The organism is Mycobacterium sp. NGS58, from assembly GCF_059812385.1.
On record NZ_JCALCO010000002.1, the window covers coordinates 316,135 to 328,225 of the forward strand.

The window sequence follows — 12,091 nt, forward strand, 5'->3', positions numbered from 1 at the left end:
CTCGGTGACGGTGGGGAAGCGCACCGCGGCAATCGTCGGCGTGCATAACACCCGCCAGGGGCGCCGCCTGGACGGCGAAACCTCGCGCGGCCTGGCGATCAAGGCGATTCTGGGAGCACTCGACAATGCGGGGCTGACCCTCGACGACGTCGACGGCATCAGCGCCAGCCCACACTCGACGTCGTTGATCTACGACCTTCGTATCGGGCCGGCATGGCAGGGCCTGGCTTTCGGGATCGGCATGATCACCGAAGCGGTCACCGCCATCGAGCACGGCATGGCCGACGTCGTTGTGCTCGTCGCGGCCCAGGCCGGTGAATACCGGGATCACGAGGCCACCGCGCCCTGGACCCGGCCCGAAAACGAATTCGTCGCTCCCTGGGGCATGTTCACCGCCGCCGAGTTCGCGCTCATCGCCCGGCGCCACATGCACGTCTATGGCACGACGCGCGAACAGCTTTCGATGGTGGCGGCGACCATTCGCAACAACGGATCCCGCAATCCCGAGGCCGTCTATTACGACCGCGGCCCGTTCGGCCCCGACGACATCACCGCGTCCCGGCCCATCGCCGACCCGTTCCATCTTCTGGATTGCGCCACCACCTCAGAGGGCGGGTGCGCGCTCGTCGTGGCCAACATCGACGCCATCGACGTTGCGGGTCAACCCATCTACGTCCTGGGCAGCGGCGCGGATTTTCACGGCCCCTCCTACCAGCACCCCCCGGCGTACGACCTCTCGGGTCGGCGTGGCGGCCACGTCAACGGCGTGGTGGGTCGGCGCGCGGCAGAGGGCGCGTTCAAGCACGCCGGGCTGGGCCGCGACGACGTCGATGTGCTGGAACTCTACGACCCGTTCTCGTTCGAGATCATCCGTCAGCTCGAGGCTTTCGGCTTCTGCGGCGACGGCGAGGGTGGGCCGTTCGTCGCAGCAGGCCACGTCGCCATCGACGGCAGCCATCCGATCACCACCGACGGAGGAACCATGTCTTTCAGCCACGCGGGCGCCAATCCACAAATGATGCAACGGGCGATCCGCGCGGTGCAACAGCTGCGCGGTGAGGCCGGCGACCTTCAGGTCCCCGATGCCCATGTCGCGTTGTGCAGCAACGGGGGAGCGGGGGCCCTGTTCACGACGGTCCTGATCCTGGGAGATGAACCACGGTGACTTCAGACCCATTGCGGCCCCAGAACGGCCCCGTCCCGCACGCGAGCAGCCCCGTCAGTGGTCCGTTCTGGGAGGGATGCAGGGCACGCGAGCTGCGCTACCAGCGCTGCGCGACTTGTGGATTGGCCAACTTCCCGCCGACCGAGCATTGCCGGCAATGCGTTTCGGAGGACATCAGCTGGCAGCAGGGCAGCGGCCGCGGCGAGATCTACAGCTGGACGGTCGTTTATCGGCCAGTCACACCGGAATTCGCACCACCCTATGCGCCGGCCATCATCACCCTGGACGAGGGCTACCAGATGCTGACCAATGTCGTCGGCGTGGCACCGGACGAACTGGCCGTCGGCATGCGGGTGTCTGTGGAGTTCCACGCCACCGGGCCCGACGTGACGCTGCCCTACTTCACCGGCGCCGAAACGGACGGTTCGTGAGTCCCAGAACCATCAACGGCCTGCCGGTAACCGCCTACCTGGTCCTCGGGGTGCTGGCGGCCAATGACGAGCAACTCACCGCCGGAGAGATCAAGATGCGCGCCGAGCTGTCGGTCGGCCATTTCTATTGGTCTCCATCGGTCAGCCACGTGCGCCGCGAACTGACCCGGCTGCTGCAGCGGGGCATGGTCAGCGAGACCGGCGCGCAATCGGGTAAGCGCGCCATCACCTTGTACGAGACCACCAATGTCGGCCTCGACGCTCTGCGTCGCTGGGTGCAGCACTTCCCGGGGCAGGACCAGGTGGTGATCAAACACCCCGTGATTCTCAAGACCTGGCTGGCCCGCGGCCAGGACCCGGAAAACGTCATCGACACCTTGGAGCGGCACCTCGACGCGACGCGGGCCCGGTTGGACGAGGCGCTATGGTCGCGACAACGGTCCGTCGACCTCGGCATCACCGACGACCCCGAGCAGCGCTACTCCTTTGCGGTGTTGGACTACGCGATCCGCGGCCTGTACGCGGAGATCTCCAACATCTCGCAACTGCGCGACGAGATCGCTGGCGGCACAGCGCGAGACCCTGTTAAACGGGTGCGACGGTCGAAGGGTCAGATCCGGCGCCGGACACCGAAGAATCCGGCGTAGCCGACGGCGACCCGCCCATGCGCTCGCCACGAGCCGATGGTGCCGACCCGCCGCGCCCGGCTCCGCCGCCCTTGCGAACGCCACGAGCCGTGTAGGCCGTGCCGCGGGGTTCGCGCTCCCACAACACCTCGCCCGCCCCGACATCCGTTCCCTGAGCGATCAACTGGCGCTTGAGCACCTTGTGAGTCGCGGTGCTGGGCAGGTCGGCCGCGATGCGGACGTAGCGTGGGCGGGCCTTCGGTGACAGGTCGGGCTGCGCGTCCAGGAACGCTTCGAATTCGGCGGGCGCAAGGGTGCAACCGTCGTTGAGGACGACCGCGGCCATCACCTGATCGCCGACGTGGCCGTCCGCGACCGCATACACGGCGACCCTGCTGATCGCGCTGTGGCGCAACAGAATCCGCTCGATCGGAGCCGCGGCCAGATTCTCGCCGTCTACCCGCATCCAGTCGGCGGTGCGCCCGGCAAGGTAGATCCAGCCGTCGGCGTCGCGGTAGGCGAGGTCGCCGGACCAGTACATGCCATGGCGCATGCGTTCTGCGTTGGCGTCCGGGTCGTTGTAGTAGCCGCTGAAGAAACCCGAACCGGCCGTGTTGACCAACTCGCCGATCGCTTCGTCGGCGTTGACGAGCGCCCCGTCGGCATCGAACCGGGCCACCGCACATTCGGTGACGGTGTCGCTGTTGTAGATCGCGATCCCGTCCACGCCTTTGCCGATCGAGCCCTTGGGGGTGCCGTTTTCGCGAATCACGATGACGGCGTTCTCGGTGGAGCCGAACCCGTCCTCGACCTGCACGCCGAATCGGCGGCCGAACTCGTCAATGTCCTTGTCGTTGGCCTCGTTACCGAAGGCGACCCGCAAGGGATTGTCGGCGTCATCGTCGCGTTCCACGGTGGCGAGGATGTAGGCCAGCGGCTTCCCGACGTAGTTCATGTAGGTGGCACCGTAGCGGCGGATGTCGTCGAGGAAACTGCGCGCCGAGAACTTCGCCGGCACCATGGCGGCACCGGAGCACACCGCGGGCGCCCATCCGGCCACGACCGCGTTGGAGTGGAACAGCGGCATCGAGACATAGCAGGTGTCGTGTTCGGTGAGGGCGAAGCGCTGGACCAGGTTGAGACCGGCGAACGTCGCCATGAGGTGTGATACCTGCACCGCCTTGGGATTTCCGCTCGTTCCCGAGGTGAAGATCATCATGAACGCGTCCGTCGGGGTGACCTCGCGGTGCGGTTTCAGCTCGCCTGCGGCGTCGAGGAGTTCGTTCCATTGTGGAGTCGAGGAGTCGAGGATTTGCGTTGCCCCGAGATCCAAGCCGTCCAGCAGCGGCCGGTGTTCGGCGTCGGTGACGACAAACTGACAGTCCGCGCGCCGAACGTCGGCGCCCAATGCCTCGCCGCGCCGCGTGGTGTTCAGGCCGCACAGGACGTAGCCGCCGAGCCCGGCGGCGGCCATCTGGCTGACCATCTCGGGGGTGTTTCCCAGCAGGGCGCCGATGTGCATCGGGCGCTGCGGATCAACGGCGGCCAACAGGGCGGCGGCCCGCGTCGTGGCGCCGGTCAGATATTGACGCCAAGTCCATTGCGTCTCGCGGTATTTCACCGCGATCCCAGGATCGGATAAGCGCTTGCGCAGCAGCGCTTGAATCGTGTCGTCAGTCATCCGTCGGATTCACCCTCACTCCGCCCCTTCTGCGAGACGAGACGGTCCGTCTTATGGTAGCGGCCGGTCCAGCAACGCAAACCGCGGGCACCATCTCGCGTTGTGAAACTTTTCATGCCCATTTCGCCCAGGATTCCCGATCGGGGACCGCGTGTATAGCGGGTTCGTTCACGTCCACGGGCCATCATTGGACCATGCTCTTCGAGTTGCACAGATCGCTGATCCTGCTCAGGAATCGAGCACGCGAATATCGGCGCGAGGTCGCAGAATCGCGGTCCGCGGGCGTCTCCGCCCGCCGTCGTCGTCGCGACCAGTCAGGCGCATGCACCGACAACGACCAAAGGTGATGCCGCACAGCGTCTTTGGCGGTCGAGGCCATCGCTCGGCGGCCGCCTAACCGCCCACCATCATCAGGCCGCCGTCCACCGCCAGCAGTTGACCGGTGATGAAAGCCGACCCGGGGCCGGCCAGGAACACCAGAATCGGACCGACGTCGCGGGCGGGTTCGCCCAGGGTGCCGCCGAGCGGGATCATCATCTGCATCTGCTGGTCGATCAGGGCCGCGGCATCCGGACCGAGGAAATCGCGGAGCCGGTCGGCGCCCGCCGTGTGCACCGCGGGCGCCAGGGCGTTGACGGTGATGTGGTCGGAGGCCCAAGCCTTGGCGGCCGATCGCGTCCACGCCTGCACCGCGCCCTTGGTCGCGGCGTAGACGGCGGAAATGGGGCTGCCCATCACGGCTTCGGATGACCCGAAGTTGATGATGCGACCGCCCTTGGGGTCTTGGTCCTTCATCACCGCGTAGGCGGCCTGATTGGTGAGTATGGTCGCCTTGATGTTGGTGTCCAACAGGAATGAGATGTCGTCGGCGCCGATGTAACCGGGAATCCCTGCCTGCCACAGACCCGCGGCATTCACCAGAACGTCGAGGCCGCCCAGCCGCTGCGCCGCCTCGGCGACCATCGCGGAGACGGCCTCGGCCTCGCGCACGTCGCACTGCATCCACTCGGCCGCCAACTCTTTCGGCGGTGGTGTCTGGTGATATGTCGCGGCCACCTTGGCTCCGGCCGCCGTGAGGACTTCGACGGCAGCCGCGCCGATGCCGGTGGCGCCGCCGGTGACCAGGATTCGCCGGCCGTGCAAGGGCGGCGTTGCATCTGACATGGCCAAGACGCTACCGCCACCGGCGCACCCGGCAGCGGCAGCGTCTTGGAGGCCCGACGGTCAGGTGCGGACCGCGATCGTCGACAGGAGATCGGCGAGCCGGTCGGGCTGGTCGATCATGGAGAAGGTGCGGGCGCCCTCGATGACTTCGAGCCGGGCATTGGGAATGGTCGCCGCCAGTCGTGCCCCGTCTTCCTGTTCGAAGAACACGTCGTCGGCCGACCATGCGATCAGCGTCGGCTTGTCGAAGTCATACAGCCGCGCCGCCACCGTCATGGTGACCTCGGTGCGCATCGACAGCGTGAACTGCCGCAGGTCTTCGGCGACCGCTGGAAGCGCGAGCCCCGGGCGCACCCAAAGCTCGGTGAGCTCGTCGATGTTGCGGTGCGCCAGTCCGTCGAATGCCCGCTTGCGCGCGGCCGGCACGCGCATGGCCTGGGCCACGGCGCGGAAGGTCGCCTTGGTCTTCGCCGCCAGGATGACGGGCTTGAGGATGGGCGGCGGAAAGTGTTCGAACGCATCGCAACTCGTGAGCACCAGCGCACCGAGTCGCTCGCGATGATGCACGGCCACCAGCTGGGTGACGACGCCGCCCGTGTCGTTGCCGACCAGTACCACGTCCTGCAGGTCGAGAGCGTCGAGTACCTCGGCGACCATGCCGGCGACGCCGGTGATGGTCCGGTCGGCGCCGCGGCGCAACGGCTCAGGATGCGCGCCCAGCGGCCAGGTCGGGGCGATGCACCGCAATCCGCGAGCGGCCAGGCGTTCGCTGACCGGGCGCCACAATTGGCCGCCCATCATGTAGCCGTGCACGAAGACGACGGGCCTGCCGTCCTCGGGTCCGGTTGCTTCGTAATGGATGGTTCCGGCACTAATGTCGATCGTCGACATAGCAAACTCCTAATTCAGGGATACACTTACAAACAGGCTGCCTGTTCGTAAGTTACCAACAGGCTGTATGGAAAGCAAGAGACGCACCCAGGAACAGCGCTCCGCGGCGACCCGCGACGCGCTGATCGCGGCCGCCCGCAAGCTGTGGGGACTGCGGGGTTACGCCGAGGTGGGCACGCCGGAGATTGCCAGCGCGGCCGGAGTCACCCGGGGAGCGATGTACCACCAATTCGCCGACAAGGCAGCGTTGTTCCGCGAGGTCGTCGAGGCCGTCGAGCAGGACGTCATGGCGCGGATGGCCGTCATGGTGGCCGAGTCGGGGGCGACGACACCGGCGGACGCGGTCCGGGCCGCGGTGGACGCGTGGCTCGACGTCTCGGGCGATCCTGAGGTGCGCCAGCTGATCCTGTTGGACGCACCGAGCGTGCTCGGCTGGGCCGAATTCCGCGATGTCGCGCAGCGGTACAGCCTCGGCATGACCGAGCAGATGCTCACCGAGGCCATCCGGGCCGGCGAACTGGCCGAGCAACCGGTGCGGCCGCTGGCGCATGTGCTTATCGGCGCGCTGGACGAGGCGGCGATGGTCATCGCGACCGCCGACGACCCGAAGCGGACCCACCTCGAGGTCGGGCAGGTGTTGCATCGACTGATCAATGCGATGTTCGACGGATGATCACGCGCCTCGTCGCTGCGGCCACCAGCTCCGCTCCTGTAACAGGGTGGCGATAGCGGGGACGGTGAGCGTTCGCACCACGAAGGTGTCGAGCAGGAGACCGCAGCCGATGATGAAGCCGGCTTGGATCATCATGTCGAGCGATCCGATCATGAGCCCGAACATGCTGGCGGCGAAGATGAGCCCGGCGGAGGTGATGACCGAGCCGGTGCTGGTGACGGTGCGAAGGACGCCGACGCGCATGTTGCGGACGGATTCTTCGCGCAGGCGGGAGATCACCAGCATGTTGTAGTCGGCGCCGACCGCGATCAGCAGGATGAACGCGAGAAGCGGCACAGGCCAAGCGATGTCGTGGCCGAAACCATACTGGAACACCAGCACTCCCAGGCCGAGGGCGGCAAAGTAGTTCAGGACGACGGTGCCCAACAGGTAGAGCGGGGCGACCAGGGCGCGCAGCAGCAGGATCAACACGAGGCCGACGATCAGCAGGGTGGTGGTGGCCAGCCGGTTGAAATCGGCGGACAGCAGGTGCTGGAGGTCGGAATTGACCGCGGTGAACCCGGCCATGGAAATGGTCGTGCCGGCCAGCGAGGTGTTGGGCCGGGCTGCGTCGGCCGTGTCAATGATCTTGTGGTTCAGGTCCATTGCGGCAGCGGAATAGGGATCGAATGAAGAGGTGATGGCGAACCGGGCGGTGTGTCCGTCGGAGGAAATGAATTGGCGTGCCAGATCACCGAATTGGCGATTCTCGAATGTGTCGGGGGGGAGATAGAAGCCGGAGGCGGCGTCGGATCCGGCCGTGGCGCGTGCGGAATTCTGTAGCTGGGTGGCGATTTGGCTCATGCCGCTGAGCTGCCGAATGTTGCTGTCGGCCAAGGCATGTACCCCGGCGGCCAGGGCGTGGGCGCCCGAGGCGAGCCGGCTCACACCGTCTTGGAGGCGGTGGACGTTGGCCGCAAGGTCACCGGGGTCGCCGGTCGCGCCGAGCGTCTGCTGCAGGGCGGCGGCGGCGCTCTCGACATCAGTGAGTGTGCTTGCCAGGGAGACGTTCTGGTTGAACTGATCGCTGAGACCGGCCACCCGGTCAAAGAATCCACCGTTGCGTAGCGTGACCATTACCTGGGTCTCGTCCCGCAGCTGCCCGCATTGCGGTGTCGCCGCACACCAGGCTGAGGTGTTAAGGCCGTCGACCAGGGGCTCGATTGCCGCAATGGCCCCGGTGGCCTGCTGAGCCAGTGGCCGCAGTCCCGCGCCGTTGTGTACGGCCTGATCCACGGCGGGTGCGGTGGCGTCGAGTTGTTGCAGCAGGGGCCGGGCGCCCTGCAGCGATTGGCCTCTGCCGTGGGCCCGGTTCAGGAGATCGGTCAGCGGCGCAAGTGCGCGGCGCAGTGTGGCGTCGAGCTGGCCCAAGCCGGCCGCCAGTTGGTCCGCTCCGTTGGTGAGCTTGGCCAGGTCGTCCCGGTGGGCCTGCCCGTCGGCGACGGCGCCCGCCATCTTGTTGCCGATTTGCGCGTTCTGCCAAGACAATTGGGCCTGATCGAGTCGGTTCCCGGTCGGGCGAGTGACGCCGGAGACACGGGTGACCCCGGGCAGTTGGGCGACCCGCGAGGCCAGCCCGTCGAGGTCGGCGAGGCCCTTCGCCGTGCGCATGTCGCTGCCGGACTGCACGAGCAGGAATTCGTTGATGACGGTGTCTTTGGGAAAGTGGCGATCCAACAGCCGGTACCCGAGATTGCTGGCGGTCCCGGCGGGCTGCCCCGTGCGGTCGTCGTAGCTGATCGTCATGGTGGTCACTACCCCGGCCAATGCCAGCAATGCCACCAGGCTCGCGACCAGCAATGGCGTTGGTCGTCGAACCACCATGACCGCGATCCGATTCCAGTAGGGGCGCGACAGGTCGGCGCGGGGTTCGGCGATGCCGCGGGTGGCCGCCACCGCCAGCAGCGGTGGAAGCAGTGTGATGGTGGCCAGGAATCCGATTAAGACGGCGATGCCACAGGCGGGCCCGACGCCTTGAAAGACGCTCAGGCGCGCGAACACCATGGACGCCAACGCCAACGCAACGGTGGCCGCCGAAGCCAATACGACGCGCCCGATGCTGCCGCACGCGTGGATGATGGCCTGTTCCGGGGGACTACCGTGTCGCCGTTGCTCGTGATACCGGCTGATCAGGAACACGCTGTAGTCCGTGCCCGCGCCCAACAGCACCGCGGTCATGAACGCGATGGTGAATTGTGATACAGGAAAGCCGAATTCACCCAGCGCCGACAACACGCCCCGGCCGACGGCCACGCTCGCGCCGATGACCAGCAACGGCAGCAGGGCAGTGGCCACCGACCGATAGACCAGCAGCAGGATGAGCCCGATGAGGGCGGCGGTCGCGACCGAGATCAACAGCAGTTCGTGCTCGCCGGAGGCGATCTGATCGCGGAATGTCGCGGCCGGGCCGGTGACGTAGGCGATGGTCGAGGATCCGGTGAAGACGGAGGAAACCTGCGCTCGCACGGCGTCGACCGATGCGGCCGCCGTGGGGTCGCCGAGTGTGCCGGCGATACCGATCGGCAGGAACCACGCTTTCCCGTCCTCGCTCAACGCGTGGCTCCTGATGGTGGGATCTGCGAGGAGGTTTTGGACCAGCAGGACGTGAGTTTGGTCCGCGCGCAGTGCGGCCACGAGCGCGTCATAGCGTTGCCGAGCGGGTGGGGTCAGCCCGGCCGGGTCTTCCATCGCGATGACGATCGAGGTCTTCGCGCCTCGCTCGCCGAACGCGGTGGCCATGCGGTCGAGCGCCTGAAACGACGCCACGTCGCCGGGCAATAGCTGGACCGACTGGTGGCGCACGACGGTCTCCAGCTGCGGGAAGGCCACGGCGAGGGCCACCGCCACGCCGACCCACGCCCCGATCACCAATCTCTTGTGGCGGACGGCGAAGCCACCCAAGGCGGCAAGGCGCGCGCTGAATTCACCGGTGCGTTCACCCGGCGGCCCGGCACGTCGTGGCGCGCCGACGTAGGTGGTCATTGCGGTCCCCGGCCGACGGGCAACTTCCCACAAGCGCCATTGACGTGTTCGTACCTGCGGCCGCTCACGCCGCTCCCCGTAAGGATCCCCCGTGACACCGTTCCCCCAATGATCGATTGGTGAAGAGGTTCACCAAAGTATTTGGTGAGATACTTCACCAAACATCGGCGCGGGCGCAAGTCCGCGCGCCAAGGAGGGGGTGCAGCCCGTATGGCCGTGCATCGCGGCATGACCGCGGATCAGCGACGTGAGCAACGCCGCGGGCAGCTGATCGAGGCCGCCTTCGACGCCATCGCCGAGCACGGGGTGGGCAATCTCCGGGTGCGCGCCGTCAGCGCGCGGGCCCGGCTCAACGACCGCTACTTCTACGAGAGCTTTCGCGACTGCCACGAACTGCTGATCGCGACTTTCGAGGACCAGTTCAACCGTGCACTGACGGGGATCATGGCGACCGTCGCGGAGTCACCACACGAACTCAAGCCCCGCGTTCGGGCCGTCCTCGAGTTCGCGTTCGCGTTCATCGACGAGGACCCGCGCCGGCCCCGGCTCCTGATCGAGCTGCAGACGGCCGAGGCGCTCGTCGAGCGCCGGCACGAGGTGATCGACGTCCTCACCCAGGTCATGATCGGGCAGGTGCGCGCGCTGCTCGGTGAGGCCGCGGGGACCGACGACAACGTCATGCTGACCGCACTGACGGTCGTCGGCGGCCTGCTCGAGTTGACCACGCAGTGGTACCGAAACCAGATCAAGGTCAGCCAACCGCGGCTGATCGAGTTCATGACCGCCCTGGTCGTGACCACCACCGACATCGCGGGCGCGCTTGAACGCCAACTCGCGCCCGAAACCGCACCGGGCGCAAGGATCTCTAGGCGCCGCGCACCTCGGCGACGCCCGAGATGACGCCTTGGATCAGTGTTCGCTACCGATGACTCCGGCTGAGGAATTGCCAGATGGTGTCCGTGGCATCCAGCGCCGTCGACGGCGCCGGAATTCCGGCGATCTTTTCCGCCAGCGGACTCGGCTCACCACCGGGCCATTGATGGCCGGCCCCCGCCACCGAAATCAGCTCCACCGTGCGCCCGTCGGCGCAGCTTGCCGTCTGCGTTGTCACGTCACCGGCGGTGGTCGAGTTCGGCGCTGCACATCCGTCGATGGCGCGCCAGGTGGCATTGACCGATTCCACCGACGGGCCGTCGACGCGGGGGGATCCGTTGATCGCGAGGGCTTTTCCGGGACCGCCGTTATACGGGACTCTGTCGTCGGCGGTGCCGTGGATCTGCAGAACCGATGCAGGCCGTGCGTTAGCGCAGTCGGTCAGCAGCGTGCCGGCCACCGGGGCGATCGCCGCGAACGTGTCGGACTGGCAGCCCAGGCGAAGCGCCATCATGGCGCCGTTCGACATGCCGGTGACGTAGATTCGCGCGCGATCGACCGGGATTTCTTGTTCGATGGCGCCGACCATGGCGCTGATGAATCCGACGTCGTCGGCGTTGACGTGTGCGGACTCGCCGCAACAGGTTCCGGCGTTCCAGGCGCGGTTGAGGCCGTCGGGGTAGGCGACCAGAAAATGTCCGTTGTCGGCTTCGGCGTCCCAGTGGTAGGAACGCTCGGCCTGCGCGCCGTTGCCGAAGCCGCCGTGCAGCATGACCACCATCGGCACGGCGTCGGTCAGTCCCTGCGGCCGATAGAGGTGGAAAGTCCTTCTCGCCCCGCCCGATTCGATGCTCTGCGTGGATCGCCCCACCGGGATCGATTGCAAGCCAGGGGTTCCCAACGCATGACCGCCGCCGACGCATCCGGCGAGCACGACCACCAGAACGGGCAGTAGAAAAACGGCAGCCGCCCGGACCCATCCCCATCGCATGCGCACAGCCTGGCACCGATCTCCACGTTTGACAAGTAGCTTGTCAATTCTCCGTAGGGTGGCACACTGATCGGCATGCGAAACGGACCGGACGCCGGGTGGGGGCCCACCGTGCCGGCGCTGGTGAACCTGGTCACCGCGGCCGGCGCACCGCATCTGCGAGCGGCGTTCGCCGCGGCCGGCCTCGACGGGATCCGCCCCGCGCAATCGGTCGCCTTGGTGCCGCTGGCGGCCGGCGGATTGCACGCCTCCGATCTCGCCGACCGTCTCAGGGTGAGCCGGCAGGCGGTGGCCCAGGCGATGGCGGCTTTGGAGCGGCATGGCTACGTGACCCGGGTGCCCGATCCGGGCGACGCCCGCGCCCGCATCATCGAGTTGACCGCGCGCGGTCGGCAGGCGCTGCAGGTAATGCGTTCCAACGCGGTCGCTTTGGAGAAACGGTGGACCGAAGTGCTAGGCGAGCGGAGACTGGGGGAGTTGCGTGAGACCCTGAAGATCCTGCTCGCGAGTGAGGCCCAGTCGGCCGGTGATTGACGTCCGCCAGATGCCGTCGGTAACCGGCGCTTCGCAGAAGG

11 protein-coding genes are annotated in these 12,091 nt (G+C 67.1%); 6 read left to right on the forward strand and 5 right to left on the reverse strand.

Features of this window, described 5'->3' with window-relative positions; translation table 11 throughout:
- The first annotated feature begins 10 nt into the window (after positions 1–10).
- The 3 genes from AC5Y4H_RS03405 to AC5Y4H_RS03415 are packed head-to-tail and all read left to right on the forward strand — an operon-like array spanning position 11 to position 2,243.
- Entirely contained in the window at positions 11–1,165 is a 1,155-nt protein-coding gene (locus AC5Y4H_RS03405; RefSeq protein ID WP_499978643.1) for a thiolase family protein, read from the forward strand.
- Positions 1,162–1,596: a Zn-ribbon domain-containing OB-fold protein gene (locus tag AC5Y4H_RS03410; protein WP_499978538.1), complete on the forward strand. Its 435-nt coding sequence runs from the start codon at positions 1,162–1,164 to the stop codon at positions 1,594–1,596. Before AC5Y4H_RS03405 ends, AC5Y4H_RS03410 begins: the two co-directional genes overlap by 4 nt.
- Complete coding sequence (locus tag AC5Y4H_RS03415) at positions 1,593–2,243, forward strand: PadR family transcriptional regulator (RefSeq protein WP_499978539.1); 651 nt, start codon at positions 1,593–1,595, stop codon at positions 2,241–2,243. Before AC5Y4H_RS03410 ends, AC5Y4H_RS03415 begins: the two co-directional genes overlap by 4 nt.
- Here the strand turns inward: AC5Y4H_RS03415 and fadD1 are convergent.
- The 3 genes from fadD1 to AC5Y4H_RS03430 all read right to left on the reverse strand — a co-directional run bounded on the left by fadD1 (position 2,182) and on the right by AC5Y4H_RS03430 (position 5,958).
- Entirely contained in the window at positions 2,182–3,903 is a 1,722-nt protein-coding gene (gene fadD1, locus AC5Y4H_RS03420) for a fatty-acid--CoA ligase FadD1 (protein WP_499978541.1), read from the reverse strand. The genes AC5Y4H_RS03415 and fadD1 overlap by 62 nt on opposite strands.
- A gap of 393 nt (positions 3,904–4,296) precedes the next feature.
- Positions 4,297–5,067, reverse strand: coding sequence for an SDR family NAD(P)-dependent oxidoreductase (locus AC5Y4H_RS03425; protein ID WP_499978543.1), 771 nt, complete (start codon positions 5,065–5,067; stop codon positions 4,297–4,299).
- 60 nt (positions 5,068–5,127) lie between these two features.
- Positions 5,128–5,958, reverse strand: coding sequence for an alpha/beta fold hydrolase (locus AC5Y4H_RS03430; protein WP_499978545.1), 831 nt, complete (start codon positions 5,956–5,958; stop codon positions 5,128–5,130).
- A gap of 67 nt (positions 5,959–6,025) precedes the next feature.
- On the opposite strand from AC5Y4H_RS03430, the gene AC5Y4H_RS03435 reads away from it, so the two are divergent.
- Positions 6,026–6,631: a TetR/AcrR family transcriptional regulator gene (locus AC5Y4H_RS03435; protein ID WP_499978547.1), complete on the forward strand. Its 606-nt coding sequence runs from the start codon at positions 6,026–6,028 to the stop codon at positions 6,629–6,631.
- Here the strand turns inward: AC5Y4H_RS03435 and AC5Y4H_RS03440 are convergent, their stop codons facing one another.
- Positions 6,632–9,652, reverse strand: a complete 3,021-nt coding sequence (locus tag AC5Y4H_RS03440) for an MMPL family transporter (protein WP_499978549.1) — start codon at positions 9,650–9,652, stop codon at positions 6,632–6,634. It abuts the gene before it with no gap.
- Between the two features lie 210 nt (positions 9,653–9,862).
- Here AC5Y4H_RS03440 and AC5Y4H_RS03445 point away from each other — a divergent pair, with 210 nt between their 5' ends.
- A complete protein-coding gene (locus tag AC5Y4H_RS03445; protein WP_499978550.1) occupies positions 9,863–10,552 on the forward strand; it encodes a TetR/AcrR family transcriptional regulator in 690 nt (229 codons plus the stop codon).
- Between the two features lie 19 nt (positions 10,553–10,571).
- Here the strand turns inward: AC5Y4H_RS03445 and AC5Y4H_RS03450 are convergent, their stop codons facing one another.
- Entirely contained in the window at positions 10,572–11,516 is a 945-nt protein-coding gene (locus tag AC5Y4H_RS03450) for an extracellular catalytic domain type 1 short-chain-length polyhydroxyalkanoate depolymerase (RefSeq protein ID WP_499978551.1), read from the reverse strand.
- Between the two features lie 75 nt (positions 11,517–11,591).
- On the opposite strand from AC5Y4H_RS03450, the gene AC5Y4H_RS03455 reads away from it, so the two are divergent.
- Entirely contained in the window at positions 11,592–12,050 is a 459-nt protein-coding gene (locus AC5Y4H_RS03455) for a MarR family winged helix-turn-helix transcriptional regulator (protein ID WP_499978553.1), read from the forward strand.
- The last annotated feature ends 41 nt before the right edge of the window (positions 12,051–12,091 follow it).

What these genes read in the sequence shown, in the direction of transcription:
- fadD1 (WP_499978541.1), bottom strand. Translation starts at nt 3,903, where the DNA reads ATGACTGACGACACGATTCAAGCGCTGCTGCGCAAGCGCTTATCCGAT.
- AC5Y4H_RS03425 (WP_499978543.1), bottom strand. Translation starts at nt 5,067, where the DNA reads ATGTCAGATGCAACGCCGCCCTTGCACGGCCGGCGAATCCTGGTCACC.
- AC5Y4H_RS03430 (WP_499978545.1), bottom strand. Translation starts at nt 5,958, where the DNA reads ATGTCGACGATCGACATTAGTGCCGGAACCATCCATTACGAAGCAACC.
- AC5Y4H_RS03435 (WP_499978547.1), top strand. Translation starts at nt 6,026, where the DNA reads ATGGAAAGCAAGAGACGCACCCAGGAACAGCGCTCCGCGGCGACCCGC.
- AC5Y4H_RS03440 (WP_499978549.1), bottom strand. Translation starts at nt 9,652, where the DNA reads ATGACCACCTACGTCGGCGCGCCACGACGTGCCGGGCCGCCGGGTGAA.
- AC5Y4H_RS03445 (WP_499978550.1), top strand. Translation starts at nt 9,863, where the DNA reads ATGGCCGTGCATCGCGGCATGACCGCGGATCAGCGACGTGAGCAACGC.
- AC5Y4H_RS03450 (WP_499978551.1), bottom strand. Translation starts at nt 11,516, where the DNA reads ATGCGATGGGGATGGGTCCGGGCGGCTGCCGTTTTTCTACTGCCCGTT.
- AC5Y4H_RS03455 (WP_499978553.1), top strand. Translation starts at nt 11,592, where the DNA reads ATGCGAAACGGACCGGACGCCGGGTGGGGGCCCACCGTGCCGGCGCTG.